Annotated in this window: 27 protein-coding genes, 3 pseudogenes and 1 CRISPR repeat array (1 of these 31 only partly in view); of the genes and pseudogenes, 23 read left to right on the top strand and 7 right to left on the bottom strand. The window is 52.1% G+C overall.

Annotation, left to right across the window (positions count from 1 at the left end; translation table 11 throughout):
• Positions 1-98: 98 nt before the first annotated feature.
• Positions 99-1,301, bottom strand: coding sequence for a tryptophan synthase subunit beta (trpB, locus tag Q9I99_RS04480; RefSeq protein ID WP_301668302.1), 1,203 nt, complete (start codon positions 1,299-1,301; stop codon positions 99-101).
• Positions 1,302-1,383: 82 nt separating this feature from the next.
• Positions 1,384-2,094: a uracil-DNA glycosylase family protein gene (locus tag Q9I99_RS04475; RefSeq protein WP_301668303.1), complete on the bottom strand. Its 711-nt coding sequence runs from the start codon at positions 2,092-2,094 to the stop codon at positions 1,384-1,386.
• 196 nt (positions 2,095-2,290) lie between these two features.
• Between Q9I99_RS04475 and rsmA the strand changes: the two genes are divergently transcribed.
• The 10 genes and pseudogenes from rsmA (at position 2,291) to Q9I99_RS04420 (ending at position 9,183) form a co-directional block, all read left to right on the top strand.
• On the top strand, positions 2,291-3,070 hold the full coding sequence (gene rsmA, locus Q9I99_RS04470; protein ID WP_301668304.1) for a 16S rRNA (adenine(1518)-N(6)/adenine(1519)-N(6))-dimethyltransferase RsmA: 780 nt from the start codon (positions 2,291-2,293) through the stop codon (positions 3,068-3,070).
• 15 nt (positions 3,071-3,085) lie between these two features.
• A pseudogene (locus tag Q9I99_RS11430) lies at positions 3,086-3,606 on the top strand (nucleotidyltransferase family protein).
• A 110-nt stretch (positions 3,607-3,716) separates the two neighbouring features.
• Complete coding sequence (locus tag Q9I99_RS04455) at positions 3,717-4,172, top strand: hypothetical protein (RefSeq protein WP_301668305.1); 456 nt, start codon at positions 3,717-3,719, stop codon at positions 4,170-4,172.
• A 41-nt stretch (positions 4,173-4,213) separates the two neighbouring features.
• Positions 4,214-4,942 carry an amino acid ABC transporter ATP-binding protein gene (locus Q9I99_RS04450; protein ID WP_301668306.1) on the top strand — a complete coding sequence of 243 codons (729 nt, stop codon included), beginning with the start codon at positions 4,214-4,216 and terminating at the stop codon, positions 4,940-4,942.
• A gap of 72 nt (positions 4,943-5,014) precedes the next feature.
• A complete protein-coding gene (locus Q9I99_RS04445; RefSeq protein ID WP_301668307.1) occupies positions 5,015-5,374 on the top strand; it encodes a hypothetical protein in 360 nt (119 codons plus the stop codon).
• 4 nt (positions 5,375-5,378) lie between these two features.
• Positions 5,379-5,819: a protein YgfX gene (locus tag Q9I99_RS04440; RefSeq protein ID WP_301668308.1), complete on the top strand. Its 441-nt coding sequence runs from the start codon at positions 5,379-5,381 to the stop codon at positions 5,817-5,819.
• Positions 5,820-5,849: 30 nt separating this feature from the next.
• Positions 5,850-7,124 carry a bifunctional tetrahydrofolate synthase/dihydrofolate synthase gene (folC, locus tag Q9I99_RS04435; RefSeq protein WP_301668309.1) on the top strand — a complete coding sequence of 425 codons (1,275 nt, stop codon included), beginning with the start codon at positions 5,850-5,852 and terminating at the stop codon, positions 7,122-7,124.
• A 12-nt stretch (positions 7,125-7,136) separates the two neighbouring features.
• Entirely contained in the window at positions 7,137-8,180 is a 1,044-nt protein-coding gene (gene ftsN / locus Q9I99_RS04430) for a cell division protein FtsN (protein WP_301668310.1), read from the top strand.
• A complete protein-coding gene (locus Q9I99_RS04425) occupies positions 8,173-8,670 on the top strand; it encodes a CvpA family protein (protein WP_301668311.1) in 498 nt (165 codons plus the stop codon). Before ftsN ends, Q9I99_RS04425 begins: the two co-directional genes overlap by 8 nt.
• Positions 8,671-9,024: 354 nt before the next feature.
• Positions 9,025-9,183, top strand: a complete 159-nt coding sequence (locus Q9I99_RS04420; protein WP_003708978.1) for a hypothetical protein — start codon at positions 9,025-9,027, stop codon at positions 9,181-9,183.
• Between the two features lie 135 nt (positions 9,184-9,318).
• Here Q9I99_RS04420 and Q9I99_RS04415 read toward each other — a convergent pair whose 3' ends face one another.
• Positions 9,319-9,555: a CppA family protein gene (locus Q9I99_RS04415; RefSeq protein ID WP_301668312.1), complete on the bottom strand. Its 237-nt coding sequence runs from the start codon at positions 9,553-9,555 to the stop codon at positions 9,319-9,321.
• 86 nt (positions 9,556-9,641) lie between these two features.
• Between Q9I99_RS04415 and Q9I99_RS04410 the strand changes: the two genes are divergently transcribed.
• On the top strand, positions 9,642-9,773 hold the full coding sequence (locus Q9I99_RS04410; RefSeq protein WP_301668313.1) for a hypothetical protein: 132 nt from the start codon (positions 9,642-9,644) through the stop codon (positions 9,771-9,773).
• 120 nt (positions 9,774-9,893) lie between these two features.
• On the opposite strand, the gene Q9I99_RS04405 is transcribed toward Q9I99_RS04410, so the two are convergent.
• The gene (locus Q9I99_RS04405) at positions 9,894-10,163 is read right to left on the bottom strand and encodes a DNA adenine methylase (protein ID WP_301668400.1); all 270 of its coding nucleotides are present in this window, start codon (positions 10,161-10,163) and stop codon (positions 9,894-9,896) included.
• Positions 10,164-10,488: 325 nt separating this feature from the next.
• Between Q9I99_RS04405 and Q9I99_RS04400 the strand changes: the two are divergent.
• The 12 genes and pseudogenes from Q9I99_RS04400 to Q9I99_RS04345 form a co-directional block, all read left to right on the top strand.
• Positions 10,489-10,875 (top strand): annotated as a pseudogene (locus Q9I99_RS04400) (tyrosine-type recombinase/integrase); the annotation flags it as partial.
• Positions 10,876-11,064: 189 nt separating this feature from the next.
• Positions 11,065-11,286 (top strand): helix-turn-helix transcriptional regulator, encoded by a 222-nt coding sequence (locus Q9I99_RS04395; RefSeq protein ID WP_204812197.1) that lies wholly within the window; start codon positions 11,065-11,067, stop codon positions 11,284-11,286.
• 131 nt (positions 11,287-11,417) lie between these two features.
• Positions 11,418-11,747, top strand: a pseudogene (locus tag Q9I99_RS04390) (host-nuclease inhibitor Gam family protein); the annotation flags it as partial.
• Between the two features lie 2 nt (positions 11,748-11,749).
• Positions 11,750-12,064: a Mor transcription activator family protein gene (locus Q9I99_RS04385; RefSeq protein WP_301668314.1), complete on the top strand. Its 315-nt coding sequence runs from the start codon at positions 11,750-11,752 to the stop codon at positions 12,062-12,064.
• Complete coding sequence (locus Q9I99_RS04380) at positions 12,054-12,635, top strand: phage protease (RefSeq protein ID WP_301668315.1); 582 nt, start codon at positions 12,054-12,056, stop codon at positions 12,633-12,635. Before Q9I99_RS04385 ends, Q9I99_RS04380 begins: the two co-directional genes overlap by 11 nt.
• 17 nt (positions 12,636-12,652) lie before the next feature.
• A complete protein-coding gene (locus Q9I99_RS04375) occupies positions 12,653-13,330 on the top strand; it encodes a hypothetical protein (RefSeq protein ID WP_301668316.1) in 678 nt (225 codons plus the stop codon).
• 388 nt (positions 13,331-13,718) lie between these two features.
• On the top strand, positions 13,719-13,880 hold the full coding sequence (locus Q9I99_RS04370; protein WP_301668317.1) for a hypothetical protein: 162 nt from the start codon (positions 13,719-13,721) through the stop codon (positions 13,878-13,880).
• Positions 13,881-13,999: 119 nt separating this feature from the next.
• Entirely contained in the window at positions 14,000-14,170 is a 171-nt protein-coding gene (locus Q9I99_RS04365) for a phage virion morphogenesis protein (protein ID WP_301668318.1), read from the top strand.
• A 143-nt stretch (positions 14,171-14,313) separates the two neighbouring features.
• Positions 14,314-14,475 carry a hypothetical protein gene (locus Q9I99_RS04360; protein WP_301668319.1) on the top strand — a complete coding sequence of 54 codons (162 nt, stop codon included), beginning with the start codon at positions 14,314-14,316 and terminating at the stop codon, positions 14,473-14,475.
• A gap of 39 nt (positions 14,476-14,514) precedes the next feature.
• Positions 14,515-16,059 (top strand): amidophosphoribosyltransferase, encoded by a 1,545-nt coding sequence (gene purF / locus Q9I99_RS04355; protein ID WP_301668320.1) that lies wholly within the window; start codon positions 14,515-14,517, stop codon positions 16,057-16,059.
• Between the two features lie 99 nt (positions 16,060-16,158).
• Complete coding sequence (greB, locus tag Q9I99_RS04350; protein WP_002258501.1) at positions 16,159-16,650, top strand: transcription elongation factor GreB; 492 nt, start codon at positions 16,159-16,161, stop codon at positions 16,648-16,650.
• 58 nt (positions 16,651-16,708) lie between these two features.
• Positions 16,709-17,335: a phosphoribosylanthranilate isomerase gene (locus Q9I99_RS04345; RefSeq protein WP_301668321.1), complete on the top strand. Its 627-nt coding sequence runs from the start codon at positions 16,709-16,711 to the stop codon at positions 17,333-17,335.
• 924 nt (positions 17,336-18,259) lie between these two features.
• On the opposite strand, the gene Q9I99_RS04340 is transcribed toward Q9I99_RS04345, so the two are convergent.
• From Q9I99_RS04340 to Q9I99_RS04330, 3 genes are read right to left on the bottom strand one after another with little or no spacing between them, the layout of a single operon-like run.
• A complete protein-coding gene (locus Q9I99_RS04340; RefSeq protein WP_301668322.1) occupies positions 18,260-18,385 on the bottom strand; it encodes a hypothetical protein in 126 nt (41 codons plus the stop codon).
• Between the two features lie 5 nt (positions 18,386-18,390).
• Entirely contained in the window at positions 18,391-21,225 is a 2,835-nt protein-coding gene (locus Q9I99_RS04335) for a lactoferrin/transferrin family TonB-dependent receptor (protein ID WP_301668323.1), read from the bottom strand.
• Positions 21,222-23,465, bottom strand: coding sequence for a transferrin-binding protein-like solute binding protein (locus tag Q9I99_RS04330; RefSeq protein WP_301668324.1), 2,244 nt, complete (start codon positions 23,463-23,465; stop codon positions 21,222-21,224). The genes Q9I99_RS04335 and Q9I99_RS04330 overlap by 4 nt, the downstream gene beginning before the upstream one ends.
• Before the next feature lie 235 nt (positions 23,466-23,700).
• Positions 23,701-25,441: a CRISPR direct-repeat array (repeat unit 32 nt; unit sequence GTTTCAACACACAGCCGCCTGAAGGCGGCTGA) (it continues 1,069 nt past the right edge of the window).

The raw sequence follows: 25,441 nt of genomic DNA, 5'->3' as shown, positions 1-25,441 counted from the left end.
GATAATAAAGCAAATCCGAAAAACCGTCATAAAGGAAAGTTCGTAAAAATGCCGTCTGAACTCAGGCTTCAGACGGCATTTTTATCAGACGGACAAGGTTACAGTTTAATACCTTTGAGTTTCGCCACGGTATTAATGTCTTTGTCGCCGCGACCGGAGAGGTTGACCAGAATCACCTGGTCTTTGCCCATTTTCGGCGCATTTTTCACCGCCCAAGCAACGGCATGGCTGGATTCCAGCGCAGGAATAATGCCCTCAAAACGACAGAGCAAATCAAAGGCTTCGAGTGCTTCGTCGTCTTTGGCGACGGTGTATTCCACGCGGTTGATGTCGTTCAAATGGCTGTGTTCCGGGCCGATGCCGGGGTAGTCCAAGCCTGCGGAAACGGAGTGTGTCCCCAAGACTTGACCGTTTTCGTCCTGCATCAGGTAGCTGCGGAAGCCGTGCAATACGCCGATGGGGGCTTTGCTGGTAATCGGCGCGGCGTGGTCGGGGGTATCCACGCCCAAACCGCCGGCTTCCACGCCGACCAAACGTACGTTTTCTTCTTCGATATAGGGGTAGAACAAACCGATGGCGTTTGAGCCACCACCCACGCAGGCAACGGCAACGTCGGGTTGGCGGCCGATGGCTTCCAACATTTGTTCTTTGGCTTCATTGCCGATGACGCATTGGAAATCGCGCACCATTTCGGGATACGGCGCGGGGCCGGCGGCGGTGCCGATGATGTAGAACGTGTCGTCCACGCGGGCAACCCATTCGCGCATGGCTTCGTTCATCGCGTCTTTCAGCGTGCGGCTGCCGCTGTCGACGCTGACCACGTTTGCGCCCAATAATTTCATGCGGAACACGTTGGGCATTTGGCGCTGGATGTCGTCCGAGCCCATGTACACGTCGCAAGTCATGCCGAAGCGGGCGGCGACGGTGGCGGAAGCCACGCCGTGCTGACCCGCGCCGGTTTCGGCGATGACGCGTTTTTTACCCATACGGCGGGCAAGCAATGCCTGACCGATGGTGTTGTTTACCTTGTGCGCGCCGGTGTGGTTCAAGTCTTCGCGCTTCAACCAGATTTGCGCGCCGCCCAGATGTTCGGACAACCGCGCGGCGTGGTAAACGGGGCTGGGCCTGCCGACATAATGTTTCAAATCGCGGCGGAACTCCGCCCAAAATTCAGGATCGTTTTTCGCTTCGTTGTAGGCCTGTTCCAGCTCTTTCAAAGCGGGAATCAGGGTCTCGGATACGAACAGCCCGCCGTGTTCGCCGAAAAAGCCCTTCTCGTCGGGCGCGTGGTAATTCTTCATCGGATTCTTCCTTGTACTTCAGGTTTTCAGACGGCATTTCCGTTTTTTCAAACATGCCGTCTGAACGGGAAATTGCCGGCAATTATAACTGCTTTTCACACAAGCCCGCCATTTCGAAAAACGCCCGATACGCCGCCGCTTTTTTCACCAAACTCAAAGGATAGGCACGCGAAGTCGAAGGCAGGCGCGTCAGCGTCAAATCCCGTCCGGCAAACGGAAACGGCACGGTTTCGCCCGTTTTCGGCATTTTAATGCCGCCGCCCTGAATATCGAGCAGGATTTCCGTCGCCTTGCCGCCTGTCGTACAAATATGGCGGCAGTCTGGTATTTTCGCCAACACTGCCGCCAAATCGACGGTTTCGACTACCTTTAAAAACTTGTCGGACGCATTGCCGTGCTGACGTACCGCCTTCAACACGGTCGGGCAGGACGCAATCCCCCGTTCGTGCAAAAACGTTTTGATTTTCTCCGCGTCAAACGCTTTTTCAGAGTGCGCAGCCTCCCCGTTGGACGGCACTTTGAAATAATCCGCATCGCCGAAAAACACCAGCCCGTAAACGCGCCACATATCGTTTTGGAAATTCGGATAATGAAACTGCATCGCGCGTTTGTCTTCCTTGGGCGGAAACGTCCCCATCATCATGACCGCAGCCTTCGGCGGCAACACGGGATCGAAGGGATGGGTTTCGATTTCAAGCATATTTTCAGACACGTTCAATCCTCCAACAGGCAAAACGGCAGACAGCCGGTTTTTGCACCAAACCGCCAAACACGGCAAGCCTTCAAACAGCATTATCACGCCCTGCCGTTTTCGGTTACAATGCCGACATCAAACGGATACTGTAAACACATTTATGTTTCAACACACAGGACGACACATAAAGCACCGCCCTATGTGCCATCCTGATTTGGAAGGAGTTACGCCCCTCCCAAATAGAGTCTGATTCTACCGCCCTAAAGGGCGGGGTTTCAACCGAAAAGGAAACACGATGAAAGAACACAAAGCCCGCAAGCGTTTCGGGCAGAATTTTTTGCAGGACACGCGGATTATCAGCGATATTGTCAACGCCGTGCGCCCGCAGGCGGATGATGTCGTGATTGAAATCGGCCCGGGTTTGGCGGCGATTACCGAACCTTTGGCGAAAAAACTGAACCGACTGCACGTTGTCGAAATCGACCGCGACATCGTATGCCGTCTGAAAACGCTGCCGTTTGCGGATAAACTGGTGATTCACGAAGGCGATGTATTGCAGTTTGATTTCAACGGCATCGCAGGCAAAAAGAAAATCGTCGGCAACCTGCCCTACAACATTTCCACGCCGCTTCTGTTCAAACTGGCGGAAGTGGCGGACGATGTCGCCGATATGCACTTTATGCTGCAAAAAGAAGTGGTCGATCGTATGATTGCCGCGCCGAAAAGCAACGACTACGGCCGCTTGGGCGTGATGCTGCAATATTTTTTCGATATGGAGCTGCTGATTGACGTACCGCCCGAATCGTTCGACCCCGCGCCGAAAGTGGATTCCGCCGTCGTCCGTATGATTCCTGTGAAACACCGCATCGGCAGGGCGGACGATTTCGAGCATTTCGCCAAACTCGTGAAACTCGCCTTCCACCAACGTCGCAAAACCATACGCAACAACCTGAAAGAACTTGCCGACGACGATGATTTGCAGACAGTCGGCATCAATCCGCAAGACCGCGCCGAACATATCGCGCCGGAAAAATACGTGGCGTTGAGCAATTATTTGACGGGCAAGGCCGTCTGAAAAGAGGTGGCGGAAATGGAAGGCAACCTGCAAAAAACCGAACGTTTAATCCGCGAAATCAACCGCCTGCATGCACAATATTCGCAGGATTATTTTGAAACCGGCAAAGTGCGGAAAATCAATTTGAGCCACACGCTCAAAAACGTTCCGACCGAACATATTTTGTCTTACCGCCTTAATTTGCACGAAGCGGTTAACGATTATTTAGCCTTTGCCGACACGCGCGGCATAGACTTTTTCTACCGCGTGAAAACCGCAGAAAGCATACATGATAAAATCAGCCGCTATCTGGCGCGCGGCTGATTTGGCCGTCTGAAACAGTTGTCGGAATTTTGGAAAAACTTGACGACTGGAAAACAGAACACGGCTTGAAAAACTGATATTTGCGCGATGCGGGCGGCTATATCGGCATACACATTTATTTCAAAAACAGCAGCAATTTCTACTATCCGTGGGAATTGCAGGTTTGGGATGAAAAAGATGCCAAAGCCAATATTGAAAACCATATGATGTGCAAACGGAATTTCGTGCGTTGAATTACCGGCAAGCCGCATTGAAACCGTTTATAACTGTTTATAAAAGCATAAACCATAAAATACACAACCGTACCCCTGACTTTTCTTTTAACCGCCCGAGTGAACAAACCATGAAATACACAGCCGCACTCCTGACTTTTCTTTTAACTGCCTGCATGAACCCGAACGATGCGTTTTTCCAAAACCGGCGTTATCAAATGCTGGAGGCGCAATTAAACGGTTCAAATGCCATTTTCCATTACGGTTATTCCCAAAATCCCGATCATGATTTATTGGTCGACCAAGTCCGCGTGCCGGACGCGTACAGGGCTTCATTTGAGCGGGATTGGATAGCGAAGGAGCAAGGCTACCGCAAAAACGACTGCGTACTGGAAAAAGCGGAAAGCAGGGGTGTGACGTACTACACCTGCGATGCGGAAAAAGGATTCAACGGCACACGTTTCGTCATCTATGTCGTGAATATGAAAAACGACAAAGGCTACGTCAAAGTTTATCGGAGCATGAATAAGCCGAATCAGGAAGAGTTAACCAAATTGGTTGCCGATTTGAATAAGTTTTACCCTTAATCAGTCAGACAGATTCAGACTGCCTGAAAAGAATGGACACTATGATTAAATTCAAAAACGTACACAAACATTTCAAAGACCTGCACGTCATCAACGGCGTGAACTTGGAAATCAAAAAAGGCGAAGTGGTCGTCGTCTGCGGGCCTTCGGGCAGCGGCAAATCCACACTCATCCGCACCGTCAACCAGCTCGAAAGCATTGAAAGCGGCGAGATTTGGGTGGACGGTGTCAACGTTGCCGACCCCAAAACCGATTTGAACAAAATCCGCGAAGAAGTCGGCTTCGTATTCCAAGGCTTCAACCTCTACCCCCACCTGACCGTATTGGAAAACATCACCCTCGCACCGATGAAGGTTAAAGGTCAAAATGCGGAACAGGCGGAGAAAAAAGCGATGGAACTTTTGGAACGCGTCGGACTGGCACACAAAAAAGACGCCTTCCCGTCCCAACTTTCCGGCGGCCAGCAGCAACGCGTGGCGATTGCGCGCGGGTTGGCGATGGAACCGCGCGTGATGTTGTTTGACGAACCGACCTCCGCACTCGACCCCGAAATGGTCGGCGAGGTATTAAAAGTCATGAAAGACTTGGCAGAAAGCGGCATGACCATGATGTGCGTAACCCACGAAATGGGTTTTGCCCGCGAAGTTGCCGACCGGGTGCTTTTTGTCGATAAAGGGAAAATCCTCGAAGACGAAACGCCGGAAGCGTTTTTCACCAACCCGAAACACGAACGCGCCAAGCAGTTCCTGCAACAGGTCATGACCCACTGATGCCATACCGTCTGAAAACCGAACGTTCAGACGGCATAGCCCGACACCGCAAGATGATTGAGAAAGAAAACCATGTATTTTGTTGACCGCACCGCCGTCGTCCTCAAGCCGACCGCGCACTTTTTGGAATGGCTCAAAAGCACCGACGAAAATATGCCCGACCTAACCATAGAGCAGCTTCGTGCCAACTGTTCCGTCTTCCTCGTTCCGCAGTTCGACGAACCGGAAGCCGTCGTTTCCTACTTCGACGAACGCTACCGCCAGATTTTTGAAGCGGAGCTGGCAGGTTGGGACATCGATAAAGACAAATGGCCGCAAGATATGGGGCTGAAGGCGTTTTGGGAATTTTTCGACATCGAAATCCACGATATGGTTTTAGACATGGAAGAAGCGGATTTGAACATCACGCCCGTGTTCGACAATATGATGTAACGCCATGCGCGCCTTTCAGACGGCATTGAAGCCGTCCCGCATTCTGAACATCCTGACCATATCGCTCCACGCCGCCTCCCTTGCCGTCTGCCTGACTTGGTTTTACGGCTGGATGATGTGGTTAGGCCTGTCGGCACTGCTTGCAAGTTTCATCCACTCGCTGCGGATTACAAACCTGAAAAACCGCCATGCCGTAACCTCCGTCATTATCGACCGAGACGGGCGGGCGGAAATCGTATCCGGCAAAGACAAAACAGCGGCGGCACTGGCGGGCAGCAGTATGGTTACGCCTTATGCCTTATTCTTACAATGGGACATCGGCGGCAAAACCGTCCGCCAATGCATCATGCCCGACATGACGGACAAAGAATCCTACCGGCGGCTGAAAGTCTGGGTGCTTTGGCGGCAGCCGAAAAAAACCGCCGAAACCGATACATCAGACTGATTTCAGACGGCATTTGAAAACGAAACACTCATGAAAACACTACAAGACTGGCTCTCGCATTTGGAAACCGCCCACAGCAGCGGTTTGATCGACATGGGTTTGGAGCGCGTAGGCGAAGTGAAAAAACGCATGAAACTCGAGCCTCAATGTCCCGTCGTCGTCGTCGCGGGAACAAACGGCAAAGGTTCGGTCTGCGCCTATCTGACACAGATTTACAAACAGGCAGGCTTCAAAGTCGGTACGCTGACCAGCCCGCATTTATTGCGTTACAACGAACGCATCGCCGTCAACGCCGAACCCGTTTCGGACGATACGATTATTGCCTCTTTCGAGCGCATCGAAGCCGCGCGCGGCGAAATATCACTGACTTATTTTGAATTCAATGCCTTGGCGGCTGTCGACATCTTTATGCACGAACAGGTTGACGTGATGATATTGGAAGTCGGCTTGGGCGGACGCTTGGACGCAGTCAACGTGTTCGACTGCGATTGCGCGGTGGTTACCAGCGTGGATTTGGACCATCAGGCATTTTTGGGCGATACAGTCGAGCAGGTCGGCTTTGAAAAAGCAGGCGTGTTCCGCAGCGGCAAACCCGCAATCTGCGGTCAAAACCCCGCGCCCGAATCGTTGGTCGCACACGCCGAAGCCATAGGCGCGAAACTGCTGATGGTGCAGCGCGATTTCGAGTTTCACGCGATGGAAAACATCCAATGGAACTACCGCTTCCGGCCGCAGCATTCAGACGGCCCCGCACGCAACCGCAATGCCCTGCCCTTCCCTGCATTGCGCGGCGCATACCAGCTCTCCAACGCCGCCTGCGCGCTGACCGTGTTGGAATGCCTCGACGACAGACTGCCGGTGGACATCGGTGCAATCAAACGCGGATTGCTGCTGGTTGAAAATCCCGGACGCTTCCAAGTCCTGCCCGGCCGGCCGCTGACCGTATTGGATGTCGGACACAACCCCCACGCCGCCCGCGCCCTGCGCCGCAGCCTGATCAACCTTGCCTACGCGCAAAAGCGCACCGCCGTGTTCAGCATGTTGTCCGACAAAGACATAGACGGCGTGTTGGAAACCGTTAAAGACCAGTTTGACGAATGGTATATCGCGCCTTTGGACGTGCCGCGCGGCATGACTGCGGATGCACTGAAAGCCAAATTGGAACAACACCACATCGAAAACATACAGACATTCGCCGCCGTCCGCGACGCGTACCGTGCGGCAGCCTCAAAAGCGGGCGAAAACGACAGAATCGTCGTATTCGGCTCATTTCATACCGTTGCCGACGTGATGTCGGTACTGTAAAAGGAATCTTCCATGTCCGAAAACAAACAAAACGAAGTCCTGACCGGTTACGAACAGCTCAAACGGCGCAACCGCCGCCGCCTCGTAACGGCAAGCTGCCTGGTTGCCGCCTCCTGCATCCTGCTGGCGGCCGCCCTCAGTTCCGGCCCTGCCGAAAATGATCCTGCCGAACAGACTGCCGGCGGAACAAGCAGCGTAGAAAACAAAGCGGCAAGTTCGGCACAAACCCCGACTTTGAAATCCGCCGCCGAAAACGGGGAAACCGCCGCCGACAAACCGCAGGACTTGGCAGGCGAAGACAAGCCTTCTGCCGCCGACAGCGAAATCAGCGAGCCTGAAAACGTAGGCGCGCCGCTGGTGTTGATTAACGACCGCCTCGAAGACAGCAACATCAAAGGTTTGGAAGCATCCGAGAAACTGCAACAGGCAGAAACTGCCCAAACCGCACCGAAGCAGGCAAAACAACGCGCTGCCGAAAAAGTGCCGGCAACTGCCGACAGTACGGATACGGTAGCGGTTGAAAAACCGAAACGCACTGCCGAAACAAAACCGCAAAAAGCGGAACGCACTGCCGAAGCCAAGCCCAAAGCCAAAGAAACCAAAACCGCCGAAAAAGTTGCCGACAAACCAAAAACTGCCGCCGAAAAAACCAAACCGGATACGGCAAAATCCGACAGCGCGGTAAAAGAAGCGAAAAAAGCCGACAAGGCTGAAGGCAAAAAAACAGCCGAAAAAGACCATTCGGACGGCAAAAAACACGAAACGGCACAAAAAAGCGACAAAGCGGACAAGACCAAAACCGCCGAAAAAGAAAAATCCGAAAAATCCGGTAAAAAAGCCGCCATTCAGGCAGGTTATGCCGAAAAAGAACGCGCCTTGAGCCTCCAGCGCAAAATGAAGGCGGCGGGTATCGATTCGACCATTACCGAAATCATGACCGACAACGGCAAAGTTTACCGCGTCAAATCAAGCAACTATAAAAACGCAAGGGATGCCGAACGCGATTTGAACAAACTGCGCGTGCACGGCATCGCCGGCCAGGTAACGAATGAATAGCCTCCCCGTTGCCGACCTCCTCGTCTCCGCCGTCATCGCCGCCTGCATCGTGCTATCCGCGATGCGCGGCGTGATTGCGGAGGCAGGCTCAATGGCGGCATGGGTGATTTCCTTTTTTTTCGCCAAACTCTTTGCCGCACCCTTCGCCGACCTCGCCTTTGCCTCGTTCCAACCCCGCCTGTTTGCATTGGCTCTGTCGTTCATTTCCCTGTTCGTCATTGCCTGTCTGATCCAGAAAATGCTCCGTTCGCTGCTGACCGGCGCAGTTTCGGCGGTCGGTTTGGGCTTTGCCAACCGCATTTTGGGCGGCGTATTCGGTGCATTGGAAGGCGTTTTGATTGTTACCCTGCTGGTCATGCTTGCTTCAAAAACCGACCTGCCCGATACCGAAGAATGGCGGCAATCTTACACACTGCCGTTTTTTGTATCGCTTTCCGAAGCCGTGTTGAACCATAGCGGCGGCACGGCGGAAACTCCGGAAGACGATTGATTGCCCTGCTGGCGTTTCAGACGGCATCAAGCCGATTCTAATTTCAGAGGACATCGCCAAAAACGGGGTTTTAAACATTAAAAACGCAACCGTCCAATGAAGTTACTCAAAAATTACTCTACAAACGTTTTCCTGTTCAAATTCTGATTGGAAAAATTGGAAAAAAACAATTAGGCAAATTGCTATCTAAATGGTTTGAAAGTATTTACAGGAATTTTGCCACTCGCGCGTGTACAAATACTGCTGCCGCTCGTTGGCGCTCACCTGTTACAATCGCCCTAATGGGATTGTAAAATTTATCCCTACGCAAATTCTGCGTAGGGATTTTTTGAATTATTTTATTGAAGAAACAAAATGGAACTATGGAAAGCTATTTGGCACACTGTCTTTGATTTTTTTAGTGAACTTTTTGATGAAAAACCGTGGCAAGAGAAAGATACAAAAAGTAAATTAAAAATACTAGGTGCATTATTGCTAGGTGCTATATTAACTTTTATCTTTTATATTTTATAAAAGCACCCGCTAACAAGCAGGGGCTTTAAATTTGAGTAAGTGCAACCTTGGGTAAACTTAGTTCCAACGCCTTTGCACTCACAAGGCAATGCCTTGTTTGAATAGTAGGGCAAGATTATACAAAAATCAAGTTGTCTAGCCCCTCTTACTTTCCAACATCCGCCGCATTGATGCCAGTTTTTGGCGCGCTGCGGCGTTTTCTGTGCGTTTTAGGGCTTCGGGTAGGCTAGCCCCCAATACTTTAGCGATATTGCTCGGATAGGGCTTTCTCGCGCCCGCAATGCGGGTTTCTGCTTCCGCTACGGCTTCTGCCCCGTAGATCTCTATCAGCCATGCGGCTGTTCGCCTGTCGCGTTCGTTCTCGGTAATCATCGGCTCATCCCCCATCCCCTGCTTTGGGTTCGTTTGTGTCGTTGGCTTATCGTTTGGCTAGTTGATTCAAGATTTCGCTCTGCAATATGCCCACGGTGCGCCGCGTACCGCCCGCCCTGATAGGGGTAGTGCCGACGGCGGCAGGCGGTTTGGGCGATGCTCACACGGCGGCGGAAGTGTTCCGCTTCAAGCCCCGCGCGGCGGCGGAAACCGCGTAAAAAATGCTGAAGACGCGCGCGATAAATATCCCCACTTCGGCGCGATAAATCAGTCCTGATATTATTGCACCCTGTGCAACAACGTTACAAATCCCACCTTACTTGGTGGGATTTTTTACATCAAGCCGACTCTGCCTGCTCCGTGTTGATGGGGTAGTTGGCAATCAACAGTTCGTCAGCCTCAGTAGTAACCTCCTTATTGATGCTGTAGCGCAGGCTGACCTCTTTAAACTGGAAGCCGGTGAAGATCTCCCTAATGGCCGGCACGTCGTTAATCGACAGCAGGAAGCGCCCTTTGATGTGGCGCAGCTGTTCGGCCAGCCGTTCAAAGTCGGCTTTGGCAAAAATGCCTTTGCCGTACATCGTCTCACAGTCCCAATACGGTGGCAAAACGGCGGGTGGCTTGCGTGAGCTGTTGCGCTGCTCGTGCCGAAGACCGAATATCTAAAAGGCAAGTTGGAAGAGACCGACCAACGAGTTAACCGAATTTGAAAATGCACGCTGGCGTGCATTTTGGAGAGCAAAAAATGAGCAAACAGGAAGTAATCGAACATGACACTCATCCCAAAAACTTCGCAGACGTCTGCGAACTTTTCCCAAGTCATGTGTTCTTTCAACACAATTAGGACACGACCAAGCTCAAACATACCTTCAACGGTCTGCCTCATTGCTTGGCGGCCACGTTCAATCCAACGATCTTCGTTATAGGTTTCGCCCCCGCGCCCATCTTGTACCGCTTGCCGATTGGACAATGAAACTTCTGGCCGAACTGCACACCATCACGGGGCATAGCGACTTTCTGTTTCCCAGCCGCACCGCCACAGGCGGCTATATCAGTGAAAACACCTTCGGCAAAATCATCAACGGCATGGGCTACAAAGGCATTGCCACCCCGCACGGCTTCCGCAGCTTGGCAAGCAGTATATTGAACGAACAGGGGTATAACCATGATGCGATAGAACGGCAGCTAGCCCACGTTGAAGAAAACCGCATCCGCGCCGCCTACAATCGGGCAGAATACTTGAGCGAAAGAACGGAAATGATGCAATGGTATGCCGACTATCTGCGCGGCCACTATGAGCAAGCCCGCCGCCAGCAATGAGGCTACCTGAAAACCATCCCGCCATTTGGCGGGCTTTTTTGCGTCTGTTGTTTGTGCAACAGCATTACAAAAAACGGAAATTTTTAAACTGTTTTTTTAAACCCGTTTAAAAGACTTTTCAACCGCCGAAGCTGTTTAATGCCATCCAACGCCATGCAATAGCGTGTACCCAGTATCAGGAGATAGACCATGCAAGAAGCCGTATTAAGGGCGAAAGAAGTAGCCCGAAAAACGGGGCTTTCGTTATCGGCGGTTTGGTACAAAACCAACCCGAAACACCGCCTTTACGACCCCGCATTTCCGCAGCCGTTCAAAGTTTCCGCCAATGCCACGGGCTGGCTGGAAAGCGAAGTAAACGACTATATCAAACAACTGGCCGAGAGCCGCCAAACCGAAAGGAAACCCGCATGAAAACCCTAGCCGAACTGCAAGCCGCCTTTGCCCAGTTTGGCAAACTGGAACGCCGCCGCGCCGACAAGGCCGCCAAGCTGCAAGCCAAGATTGCCGCCCTACAGGCCAAACACTAACAGGAAGCCGCCGCCGACAACGGCGAAATAGGCCGCCTGAAAGCCGACATTGAAGCCTATGCCGCCAAACACCGCGAAGAATTGACGGGCGGCAAGGGCAAGAGCGCGGCCATCGGCACAGGCTGCATCAAATGGCGCAAACAACCCGCAAAAGTAGAAATTACGGGCGATATTTCGGCCATCCTTTCCGCCCTGAAACGCCGCCGCCTGACCCGCTTTATTCGCGTGAAAGAGGAATTGGACAAAACCGCCCTGCTAAAGGAAACGGGAGCCATTAAAACGCCGATAGACGACCTGCAAATTGTGGACGGCATGGAAAAACTGATTATTGAAACAGGAGCTTAGGCATGAAGAAAAGGCAAACCATCGGTATTGACGAAGTATTAACCCATATTGCCGAAAAGGTAACCGAAGTGCTGAAACGGCGCGGCGTTCAAAGCGGCACAATAGCCGCTGCCGCATTGGCCGTTTCAGACGGCATAGCCGAAGAGTTCGGCGGTATGACTGTGTATTTCAAAAAAGGCGTTTTATGTACTGCGGAAGAGCGGCGGTTAGCCATCCGTGCCGACTTTGCCACGGGTAATTACACGCGCGCCGAACTGGCCGCCAAATACGGCGTTTCCCTGCAATTGATTTACGGAATATTGAAAGATGAATCTTGAATTGAAACGTTTCCAGCTTTCCCGCATCGGCAACCACAGGGATTCAAACGGCAGAATGCACCATTTTACAAACGAACTGCTGCAAGACGTGGCCGACGAATTCAACCGACGACCGAAAGGAGAAAACAACCCGAACCCCGCCCCGCTGTATATCGGCCATCCCGCGCAATGCAAAACACCGCCGGAGCCTTTAGGCATAGTTAGTAAATTGGAATTTACCGACGGCAAACTATACGCACTGGCCTACGCCACCGCCGAGCTGGTTAATTTGATTCGGCGCGGCATTTATCGGCACGTTTCCGCAGGTTTCGACAGAATGAAATACGGCGGAATCAGACTGAACCATATCGCCTTTCTGAACAGCCCCGCCGTGAAGGGCATGGAAGCCCTGAATTTTGCGGAAAACAGCGAATGCTTTGTTACCTTCGAACAGGAGATTTGCTTTTCAGAACCCGAATATCCGAACGAATCCTACAGACTGGACGCATTAGCCCGCGCCTATATGCTGGAACACCCAGAAACCAGCTATTACAACGCAGTTATCGCCTGCATCAGGCAAACCGATTATTGATCCGAAAGGAAACCATCATGCAAAAACCGAAAATCCTACAATCCGCCCTTGCCTCTATTTCAGGGGAATTGCGGAAAGTACGCACCGAATACGAAAACACCCTTGCCGAAATCGGCAAACGGAAGGACGAAATCAAGCGGCTGCTGGATATGCCCGTTAATTTGGACGACTTCGGCGAATACCTGAAAAAAAGTATTCGGATTGAAGGCGAAAAATACCTTGCCGAAATCGGCAGGGAGTTATTGGAAGCACCACGCAGGGAAAGCGGCGGTGTAAACACTTGGAGCCTGTATACGCTGGATAACAAGCCTTTGCACGATAAGCAGGCCATTAACGGCTTATGGATGCGCCATTGGCTGCTGGACGGCATTTATACCAACGTTTCAGCCCTAAATGATTTCCGCAACGAGCATTATATTTTCCGCCGCATGATTTGCTGTTTTATGCCCGATACGGTTTACAACACCATGATGGCGGCCATCAAGGCGCAGATTGGCGACAAATGGGGCAATGCCGACCTGCCCACTGTGGCCGAGCGGCGCGAAACCATCGCCGCGCTGGAAGCGGAATTGGCCGAACTGGAAGCCAAGCGGGCGGAATTGGCCGCGCAACTGGCCGAATTCGGGCAGATTGCCGCCGTTAATGCCGAATTGGGCGAAATCCAGCAAATGGCAGCCACGGAACAAACCGCTTGACAAACCCCACCCGCGGCGGCATTATCCCCATGCCACTGCCAATTCAGCGGCCAGCTGTGGAAAGCTGATTCACACAGGCAGAAGCCGCCCAGAGCATCAGAGCTACCCGATAGCCCGAATGCCCAGCGGTTTTTCTATCTGCATTCCCCTGTTTTACCTTTCAATGGCAGGCGGGGGTAGAGGAAGGCGCAAGCCTTGCCGATTCTGTGTATCGGTTTTCCACCCTCTGCCCTTTGCCCGCCGCCCCACCGTGTGGAAACGGAAAGGCGGCATCCAGCCACACAGAAAGGTAAACATCATGACAAAAGTCAATCAATAGGCGATTTCGCCCTCTTTCTCCGAATCCGATACCCCGCGCTGTTTTCTTGACCGCAGCGGCGTTTATATCTTGAACGAAGCCGCCTATCAGCAAATCGGGCGCGTGGCCGACCTGCTGGCCGCCATTGCTTCATTTGCCGAAAATTCTGATAAACACACCGAGCAGCTGTACAACACCCTGCTTTTCTCATCCGAACTGCTGGAAAAGGCCACGGCCAACCATCCCCTTTAATCCCCGGAGCCCGCCCGTTTATGCGCCTGTAGGCGCATAAGCTGGCCGCCTGCCGCCCTTCATCCGCACAAAACCGTTTCTGACCGACCCCTGACCGACCTAAAACGCCGTTTTGCCGCTTGGCAAGGGTTGTATTCAAAGTCGGCGACGGATTCCGCAGGGTCAAACAGGTCAAAATCCCCGCCCGTCCCTACCTGCCGATGAGCAAAGGCGATACGCTTCAGGCCGGTGCCGAATCCCGCCTGCTGGATGTCGCCCTCGATGCTTTGGCACGGGGTGTCCGGAAATAAAAAAGCGGGCAAATTCGCCCGCCCCGTTTTGTTGCACCCAGTGCAACGTTGTTACAAATTTCCCATCCCCCTTCATCCATCCTCATCCAACTTAATCCCATTTATCTCACAGACCCCTTATATTTATCTCACTGGGTTTCAAAATGCCGTCTGAAGCCTTCAGACGGCATTTTTGCGGGAAATATTTTCCCTGCCGCACACGCCGCCCGCATAACTGGCCCGGCTTTATCCGCCATACCGCGCCTGCCCGCCCATCATCGGGCATTGTCAACAATTCGGGCAAAAAGCCGCCGTTTGCTTTATAATTCCGTTTTACCCTTAAACCTCGAATCGGAGAAGACGATATGTGCGGCGTATTAGGTTTGGTCAGTCATGAACCCGTGAACCAGCTTCTGTACGACGGTTTGCAGATGTTGCAGCACAGGGGGCAGGATGCGGCGGGCATTGCAACGGCGGAAGGCGGCACGTTCCATATGCACAAAGGCAAAGGTATGGTGCGCGAAGTGTTCCGTACACGCAATATGCGCGATTTGACCGGCAATGCCGGCATCGCCCACGTCCGTTATCCCACGGCGGGCAACGCCGGCAGCAGCGCGGAGGCGCAGCCTTTCTACGTCAGCTCGCCGTTCGGCATCGTTTTGGCGCACAACGGCAACCTCACCAACACGGCCGAACTGTATGAAAACGTGTGCAACAAACACCTGCGCCACATCAACACCGGCTCCGATTCCGAAGTCTTGCTCAACGTATTCGCGCACGAATTGCGCCGCGAAGTCTCTAAAAACGCCGACCCGCACCGGCTCAATGCCGACAATATTTTCAACGCCGTTGCCGAAGTCCACCGCCTGGTGCGCGGCGCATACGGCGTGGTTGCCATGATTGCGGGCTACGGCATGGTCGCCTTCCGCGATCCTTACGGCATCCGTCCGCTGGCATTGGGTTCGCAAACCGACGAAACCGGCAGAAAATCCTATGCAGTCGCCTCCGAATCCGTCGCCTTCAACGCGCTTGCCTACGATTTGGAACGCGATATCCGGCCGGGCGAAGCGGTATTTGTCGGCTTTGACGGCACAATGATTGCCCGCCAATGCAGCGACTGCGCCAAACTCAGCCCCTGCCTTTTTGAATACGTCTATTTTGCCCGTCCCGACTCCGTGATTGACGGCGTGTCCGTTTACCAGTCGCGCATGGACATGGGCGTGTCGCTGGCGGAAAAAATCAAACGCGAGCTACCCGTGGACGACATCGACGTCGTGATGCCCATTCCCGACACCAGCCGCCCCAGTGCGATGGAACTTGCCGTCCACCTCAAAAAGCCTTACCGCGAAGGGTTGATTAAAAACCGCTATATCGGCCGCACCTTTATCATGCCCGGTCAGTCGACGCGCAAAAAATCCGTGCGCCAAAAACTCAGCCCGATGGAAACCGAATTTGAAGGCAAAAGCGTGTTGCTGGTGGACGACTCCATCGTACGCGGTACGACCAGCCGCGAAATCGTCGAAATGGTACGCGCGGCTGGCGCGCGCAAAGTCTATATCGCCTCCGCTGCGCCCGAAGTGCGCTATCCCAACGTATACGGCATCGATATGCCCACGCGCGAAGAGTTGATTGCCAATGGGCGCAGCGCGGCGGAAATCGCCGCCGAAATCGGCGCGGACGGCATCGTGTTTCAAGACTTGGGCGATTTGGAAGCCGTCGTCAAAGCACTCAATCCGAAAATCGAATCCTTCGATTCGTCCTGTTTCAACGGCATTTATCAGACAGGCGACATCGATGATGCCTACCTCGACCGCCTGTCTGCCGAGAAATCCGGCTGCGGCGGTCTGAAAATCCACCCGAGCAGGATGGAACACAGCATCAGCATCAGCGATGCGGGCGACGAAGAATAAGGCTTCCCAAACCGCGATGCCGTCTGAAATCCGAACGCCGGGTTTTCAGACGGCATTTCCCATATCGGCATCACATTTCCCGCTTTATCCGCACGCAATATGAGTACCGAAACCAAAAACTACATTACGCCCGCCGGCTGGCAGGCATTGAAAGACGAACTTTACCGGCTGGTCAACAAAGAACGCCCCGAAATCGTACAAATCGTCAACTGGGCGGCAGGCAACGGCGACCGCAGCGAAAACGGCGACTATCTTTACGGCAAACGCCGTATGCGCGAAATCGACCGCCGCATCCGTTTCCTGACCAAACGTTTGGAGGCTGCCGTCGTCGTCGATCCCGAATTGCGCGAAGCGACCGACCAAGTGTTTTTCGGCGCGACCGTCGGTCTGTTGCGCGGCGACGGGCGCGAGCAAACCGTCAAAATCGTCGGCATCGACGAAATCGATACCGCGCAAAACAAAATTTCTTGGATTTCGCCGTTGGCGCGTTGCCTGATTAAAGCGCGCGAAGGCGACGAAGTGGTTTTAAACACGCCGGAAGGCCGTGAGGAAATTGAAATCCTTTCTGTCGAATACATCAAAATCGACTGATCGGGAATGCCGTCTGAAATGGTGCAAACGCGCCGTTTCCCAAATAAAGGAATACCGAATGAGGAAAATCCGCACCAAAATCTGCGGCATCACCACACCGGAAGACGCAGCAGCCGCCGCAGCGGCAGGTGCGGATGCCGTCGGACTGGTCTTTTTCCAAGGCAGCAGCCGGGCCGTCGATATTGCCCGCGCCAAAAAAATCACCGCCGCACTACCGCCGTTTGTCAGCATTGTCGCCCTTTTCGTCAATGAAAGTGCGCAAAACATCCGCCGCATCCTTGCCGAAGTGCCGATACACATCATCCAATTCCACGGCGACGAAGACGACACATTCTGCCGCCAGTTCCACCGCCCCTATATCAAAGCCATTCGTGTTCAGACGGCATCAGACATCCAAAACGCCACCCACCGTTTTCCCAACGCTCAGGCACTGCTGTTCGATGCCTACCATCCTTCGGAATATGGCGGCACCGGACACCGCTTCGACTGGACGCTGTTGGCGGAATATTCGGGCAAACCGTGGGTGCTTGCCGGCGGGCTGACCCCTGAAAACGTCGGCGAAGCCGTCCGCATCACCGGAGCGGAAGCGGTCGATGTATCCGGCGGCGTGGAAGCGTCTAAAGGCAAAAAAGACCCCGCCAAAGTTGCCACCTTTATCGCAACCGCCAACCGCCTATCCCGTTAAAGCAACAAAAATTGCCGCCGGAATGACTTATAGTGGATTAACAAAAACCAGTACGGCGTTGCCTCGCCTTAGCTCAAAGAGAACGATTCTCTAAGGTGCTGAAGCACCAAGTGAATCGGTTCCGTACTATTTGTACTGTCTGCGGCTTCGTCGCCTTGTCCTGATTTTTGTTAATCCACTATAATCTAAAAAATTTATGTTATTAAATCAGTAATTTCTGATGAATTTTGAAAACTTAATCCCGTCATTCCCGCGCAAGCGAGAATCCGGTTCGTTCGGTTTCGCTTGTTTTAAGTTTCGGGTAACTTCCACTTCGTCATTCCCGCGCAGGCGGGAATCCAGTGCGTTGAGTTTCAGCTATTTAGAATAAATTTTGAAACTCTAATCGCGTCATTCCCACGAAAGTGGGAATCCAGTTTTTTGAGTTTCAGTCATTTCCGATAAATTGCCTTAGCATTGAATGTCTAGATTCCCGCCTGCGCGGGAATGACGGCGGAGCGATTTCTGTTTTTTCCGGTAAATACCCACAAGCTAAAATCCTGTTATTTTCACAAAAACAGAAAACCAAAAACAGCAACCTGAAATTCGTCATTCCCACGAAAGTGGGAATCCAGTTTTTTGAGTTTCAGTCATTCCCGATAAATTGCCTTAGCATTGAATGTCTAGATTCCCGCCTGCGCGGGAATGACGAATCCATCCATACGGAAACCTGCATCCCGTCATTCCCACGAAAGTGGGAATCCAGCTTTTTGAGTTTCAGTCATTCCCGATAAATTGCCTTAGCATTGAATGTCTAGATTCCCGCCTTCGCGGGAATGACGAATTCATCCGTACGGAAACCTGCACCACGTCATTCCCACGAAAGTGGGAATCCGGTTTTTTGAGTTTCAGTCATTCCCGATAAATTGCCTTAGCATTGAATGTCTAGATTCCCGCCTTCGCGGGAATGACGGCGGAAATCTTTTTATATTGAATCAAAAAAACCTGCACCTTAATCAGTTGGCGGTTTAGTCCGACTTTTGGGGTGCAGATCAAGCTTTCAGACGGCATTTCCTTTAAAACTTCATTTCAAGCGCGAGGCTGAAGTTCCTACCCGGTGCGGCATACCTTCCATAGTTACTGTCTTCGCTGCGTCGGTTTGCCGTGCTTTCCGCAGTCTGGCGCAAGGATTCCCAAGTAACGTAGCGGTAGTTGCCGATATTGTAGATAGCCGCCCTCAAGGTCAGCCGTTTTTTCAGATTCAGATAGGCGGAAACGTCTGCCGTTTTCCAAGAAGACGTAACCCTTCCTGCCGAATATCGTTTTTGATCGCCTGCCAGATAAGCAAGCTCGTCAGGGTTTTTCCCTTTGGAATAGGTCAGCATAATGTTTGCGCCCCATTTCCCCTCGGGCTGGTCGTATCCGAACCCCAAAACATAACGCGACGGCTGTACCGCATCCAAAGCATAGCTGCGGAGAGACAAGTCCGGCCGGTTGGATACCGATTTCGGTTTGATACGGTTGTACGCCAAAGTCGTGTACAAACCTTCGGGCAGTTTGCCGTACACGCCGTTCCAGTCGATTTTTCCCAATATATTAATGCCTTGGAGCGACATATTTTGGGCATTGTAATAATCGCGTATATCAATCTCTGTCAATCGTCCTGTTGAATCCGGCAATTTGGTTTTTTGATCGGCAACGGCAATCATATCGGTATAGCGGTTGCGGAAGCTGCTGATTTCCAAAAAGCCGAAATCGCCCTTCCACTGCAAACCGATTTCTCGGTTGGCTGCCTTTTCCGATTTCAGGGCGGGACGCTGCCAGCCTTTCGGATAATCGTGATAAATGTCTATCCCGAAAAGCTCTTGGAAGGAGGGCGTTCTGAAGCCGCTGGAGGCGCGGTAAGACACGGAAAAATGCCGGTTCGGTTTGAACACGATGCCGCTGTTCCACGAACGGTCAACATACCGCCCGCTGCGGACGAGTTCTTCCGACGTGGTGAAGTTTTGCCGGTCATACCTGCCGCCCAAGCTGAAATCAAAATATTTACCGATTGAAAAACGGTCGTTCAAAGAAATGTGGATATTGCTGCCGTTGATTTTTCTTGGCACGCATTTGCGGGAACGCAGGGTTTCGATGTAGCCGCAGACCGACCCTTCGACAACTTCGGGCTTACCCAAAAGATACTTGTCTCCCTTATCGGTGTAATCCGAGTATTCCGAAATCCTTGCCGCATTGTGGGAAAGCTGTTCGGGGCGGGAGATCGCTTTGGAAGCATCGTAACCGAAGCCCAAAGTCAGATGGTGTTTCGTCCATTTGTTTTTCAGCGACTTCTCAAACGAGGCATTCAAAACATTGTGCTGTTCGCGGTAGTGGAAACGGTCGCTGCTGTCGTAGGAATACGGCTTGTCTGCCGACGCGCGGCAGGATTTGTCCACGGCAGGATACACGGCGCAATTCAGCTTCAGCGTGTTGTTGTCGGTTGCCACGCCCTGTTTGTCAAACGACAACACCGCCTTGTCCGCCCAATTGTCAGAATACGCTTCGTTTTCATAACGGTACAGCAAACCCATACGGCGGCGGCGGTGATGTTCGTCTATAAATTTGGTGCGGGAATATTTCAAACCTATGCCCTTGACCCATTTTTCTTTGTTTTTATCCCACGCTTCTATATTCGGCACAAAATACAAGCCGTCGCGGAAATCGTTGCCGTCGTACACCCCGCTCTTGTCGCTAAACTTTTTCGCCTCGTCCGTACCGTAATACTGTTTTTCCGTCATATCGCGGATGTCGTAACGCTGTTTGGTATCCTCAAACACGCCGCCGACATAATGCCTGCCGCCGAAGCGGTAGCCCAGCTTGGCAAGCCACGAACCGCTGCGGTAATCCATCGGATCGGGCAATATCCTGCCGCCGCCTGTGTACGATTGGGCGGACAGGTTTTCGTGGCGCGCCTGCGCCTCCCGCACCATCGCTTCTTCTTCACTGTTTAAAGCCTGACCTTTTGAACGGCGTTCTTCCACCCAGCGGTTGAGCTGGTTTTTCAAATATTTCCCGTTGCCCGCCAATTTTGCCACAGGCTTGAGCTCACTCTCGCCCTCCGCCAGGAAATATTCCGCCTTTTTATTCGGACTCTGAATATCGTATGTCTGGCGGAACGCGTCCAAACGGTCTATGCCGTATTCCACCCCGTCCGCAATATCGCCGTGCGGGCGCGTTTCCCGCCCTTGGCGTTCGGTTCGGATTAACAGCCCTTCCCAACCGTCCTTACTGAAACCCGCGCCGAGCGACTTCATAAATTGGCGGTTTTTACTGCCGTAGGCGGTTTTTGCCTGTATCCCCCAACTTTTGCCGTCTGAAATCAGGTCTGCCGCCTCTTTGGTGCGGAGGGAGACTGCTCCGCCGAGCGCACCGCTGCCGTGATCGGAAGAACCGGCACCTTTGTCGATTTCTACCGTACCGACGTTTTCATATTCGATTTCGTTGATTGCACCGCTGCCGCCGCGTCCGCCGTATCCGCTCAATGCACCCTGCACGGTAAACGCCTGTATTTGGGCAACACCGTCGACTGAAACCGCCACACGGTTTTTATCCACGCCCCGTATCGAATAACCGCCGCTCGCGCCGTTACCTTGTTCGACGACGGCCACGCCCGGATCGTAGCGCGTCAGGTCGCGGATACCGAGTACCTGTTCTTTGTTCAACGTTTCCGACGTTTTGACGATTTTGCCCAAACCGGTCGCCTCTTTCGATCGCCGTCCCACTTTGGCGGCACGGACGGTAATCTCCTTCAATGATTGACTTTGCGCCGCATCAGATGCCGCCGTTTCGGGGTTTGCCGCATATGATGGGAAAGCGGCTGCAATGGCCAAGGCGGTCAGGGTAAGCGGAAAACTGTGTTTCTTATTCATTTTTCCACCTCTTTATTATCTTTCTTCGCACCGAATACCACGCCGAATTGAGGTTTAACTTCAGGTTTTAACTGTTCGTCAACACCAGCTTCAGCTTCAGCTTCAACTTCATTTTCAGTATCTTCAGTTATACCAAGAGATTTCCCATCATTATTGAAAATAGTACCGCCCAATTCCTCCGCCTGCGGGCCGTAAAAGCCGCCCGTTACAAGAAGATTGTAGGCTTTGAAACTTTGAGGATTAGTCGAACCATTTCCCGAAAGATTGATGCCGTTATCCCGAGTGCGCGCTGTCGCGTGGAAACCGTTGCCATCAATCACACCTTTTTCAATATAGAAAGCAGCTTCTACACCGTTTTTCTCCGTCAGCGTTCCAGAAATCGATTTCCCGCCGAAATCAACGTCAAATTCTGCTTTTGCCGCTTTTTTATCCGCATGATTGTCCCATTGAATGGGTTTGCTGATACGCGCTTCCCAAGTGCCGGTATAGCGTGCTTTTCCAATTTGCGGAATATTCGTTTCTGCCGTGCGGATACCCTTCAGGAAAAGGTCGATGTCCCTGCCTTTAGGGGCTTCCGAAGCGGGCGGGATGCCGTCTGAACCGCCGCCTTCTTCCGGCGATTCTTCTTCGGGGTCTTCAGCTTCTTCACCTTCGTCTTCTTCGCTGCCTTCGTTTTCTGCGGCTTCGTCTTCTTCGCTGCCTTCGTTTTCTGCGGCTTCGTCTTCCGCACTTCCTTCTTCATCGCCGATTTCGTCTTCGCCTCCTTCGCTGCCTTCTGCGGCTTCATCTTCCGTGCCTTCTTCGCCGTTATCAACGCCTGTATCCTCTTCATCCTTCCCTTTATCTTCCGCCTTTGGTTTACTTGCCGGGCGGTCGGTTTTTATCCGTCCGAGTTTCACATAGGTCAGAAAATCGCAACAAGCACGGACGGTCATTTTCCTACCGTCGGCAAGAACGATGGTTTGTTCTTGGTTTACCAAAGGAATTTCACGCCCTTCGACAAGAAGTTTGTCGGGATGACCAAGATCGGGCATAGAGGAAATGGCAAACTGGCGGGCATTTTTATCAGTCGCCTCGTCAACGGAAATTTTTAGAGAATCCAAGATTTTGGTGTGTTTTTCAGACGGCATAGCAGGATTTGTGCCTGATGCGTCTGTTTTTTGTTTGCCTGCGAATACGCCGAATACGCTGTTGTCGTTGCTGATAAACCGTCCGGCAAGCTCTTCCCCCTTATCGCCGAAAAAACCGCCCTCAAGCCGCTGATCGGCATCGGCATGGAAAAACAAATGCTCCTTCTTGGCATGGTTTTTCGCTAAATCAGGATTGACCCTGGCACTGCCGGTAAAGCGGTTGCCGTCCAATGTTGCAGTAATGTTGTAAATGGTCAGTGGTTTCTTTTCATCGGTTTTCTTTTGCACATACTGATTTTTAATTAATTTACCCGTCAAAGTTTTCTTATCGAAATCAACCGTATATTCGGCAGGATGTTTTCCCTCCCGGTCGTCGGCAGTCGCAGCATAAGAAGTTGCTCCGACATTTTGACCGTAATAAACGATATAACCCAAATCTTCACTAGGATCTCCTGCTTTTCCTGTTCGATGACGTATGGCATCGGTCATATATTGCCAGTTACCGGAATATTGCACCGTTCCCGCGCTCGGTAAAGATTGGGAAGGATGTTCTCCGGAATAATATACAAAACCGTCATGACCAAACCGGTAGGTAAACTGCTTGCGATTTGAAGTCCACTCAATTTCATCTGTTCCGTTTTTAGTATATACATAACCGGCATCCACAAATTCATAACCATATTTTTTATTTTCATTTTCTGATGTCCTAATTTCTACATTAGGATTGCGTTGATGAATTTTATCCTTAAGCCACTGAAGTTTATCTTTTTTTGAACCGTATAAAAACAGAACATCACCTTCTTTAAACGACAGCTTTTCTTCTGCTTGTTTGCTATTTGGAAAATCATTGCCATCCTTATCAGAAGTTGCGATATTCCGCCTCAACAGCCGCATTGCCGCACCGACGGCGGGTTGATTGACCGGCGTGGTTTCTATAGAGGGTTTGGCAGGAGGCGGAGTGGGAACGTCCTCAGGTTTGGACGGTTTGGAATCTGACGGGATTTGCGCGGTCGGCGTTGGTTTGGCAACAGACTGCACGCCGAAATTGCCGCCACAGGCTGCCAGCATCAACGGCAGCAAGGCAATGCTGAAATAATTCAGTTTACGCATCCCTACTTTTCCCCTATTTGATTAATAATAATTATCATTATATTAATATATGCAGATAATATCAACCCATTTTTTAACAAAGATATTCCCGATTAAAACAAAATGCCGTCTGAAACCAAGTTCAGACGGCATTTTTGCGTCAGCCCCGACAGGATTTGAAGCTGTCGGGGAATCAGATTGTCCTTTAAAGGGTTTACAAACCCAGTTCGCGCAGGAAGCGGATGTCGTCCGCGCCGTTTCAACACACAGCCGCCTGAAGGCGGCTGAGTTCGGGCAGCCTGTCGCAAGCGAGAATGTCGGGGTTTCAACACACAGCCGCCTGAAGGCGGCTGAGCCGCGCCTTGAAAGACTACGGCTACACGCAGCAGGTTTCAACACACAGCCGCCCGAAGGCGGCTGAAGTCGGACGACGACCAACGGACGTTGTACTACTTGGTTTCAACACACAGCCGCCTGAAGGCGGCTGACGCAGCCCTTGCCGCTGCCGACAATCTGTTGGCGGTTTCAACACACAGCCGCCTGAAGGCGGCTGACCCGTCAGGAAATACCGGGGCGGCGGGCGCAAACGTTTCAACACACAGCCGCCTGAAGGCGGCTGATGGTTCTGCCAACCTGTTTTGCTGCCACTTCTTTTGTTTCAACACACAGCCGCCTGAAGGCGGCTGAACAAAGCCATTGACTACCTTGTAGAGCAGTGGAGTTTCAACACACAGCCGCCTGAAGGCGGCTGATCTCTTGATGTTAACAACAGCCATAAGGCAAGGGTTTCAACACACAGCCGCCTGAAGGCGGCTGAAGAATATTGAGAACAGTACCACCGCCGCTTATATAGTTTCAACACACAGCCGCCTGAAGGCGGCTGAGGGATACAGGGTAGGAATGCAGTGTTTTTCCAAAGTTTCAACACACAGCCGCCTGAAGGCGGCTGAGGGATACAGGGTAGGAATGCAGTGTTTTTCCAAAGTTTCAACACACAGCCGCCTGAAGGCGGCTGACGCCCTGTATTGTGTTGCATTTTCTTTAAAAAATAGTTTCAACACACAGCCGCCTGAAGGCGGCTGACTTTCCGAACTTTGCGAAGGTCGAAATCATCGCCTGTTTCAACACACAGCCGCCTGAAGGCGGCTGACTGCTCGTGAATATGCGGGGCCTGAAATGACTCAAGTTTCAACACACAGCCGCCTGAAGGCGGCTGACGCCCTGTATTGTGTTGCATTTTCTTTAAAAAATAGTTTCAACACACAGCCGCCTGAAGGCGGCTGATCCGTATAAAGACGAAAAAAGCGGTATTCAGATAGTTTCAACACACAGCCGCCTGAAGGCGGCTGATTTGCGTTTGCGGCGCGTTGTTCGGCGTATTCGGGGTTTCAACACACAGCCGCCTGAAGGCGGCTGATTTGCGTTTGCGGCGCGTTGTTCGGCGTATTCGGGGTTTCAACACACAGCCGCCTGAAGGCGGCTGAGTCTAAAAAACCGCGCTCCGCTTCTTTGGGAGGTGTTTCAACACACAGCCGCCTGAAGGCGGCTGATCTTGCCCTAAGCTATCACGCAAATATTGTGCGAGTTTCAACACACAGCCGCCTGAAGGCGGCTGATTCTCCTTTTCCAAACGTACCGCCTCATTTTTTTGTTTCAACACACAGCCGCCTGAAGGCGGCTGAAACCAAAACTGGTAATGACGGGTCAGCAGACAAAGTTTCAACACACAGCCGCCTGAAGGCGGCTGATTGTCCGCGTAGGTGCCTATATTTTTTCCGAAAGGTTTCAACACACAGCCGCCTGAAGGCGGCTGAGTAAAACGTCGTCGTAAGACGTAAAAAGTTTGTTGTTTCAACACACAGCCGCCTGAAGGCGGCTGATCTTGCTTTTGGATAACGGCATTTGGGGTTCCGAGTTTCAACACACAGCCGCCTGAAGGCGGCTGACCAACCTTGTCGCACCCTCATGGCGCAAATCATGTTTCAACACACAGCCGC

The organism is Neisseria basseii, from assembly GCF_962707005.1.
GTDB lineage: Bacteria > Pseudomonadota > Gammaproteobacteria > Burkholderiales > Neisseriaceae > Neisseria > Neisseria bergeri.
The sequence above is the reverse complement of the archived record's forward strand: the minus strand, read 5'-3'. Positions and strand labels throughout refer to the sequence as shown.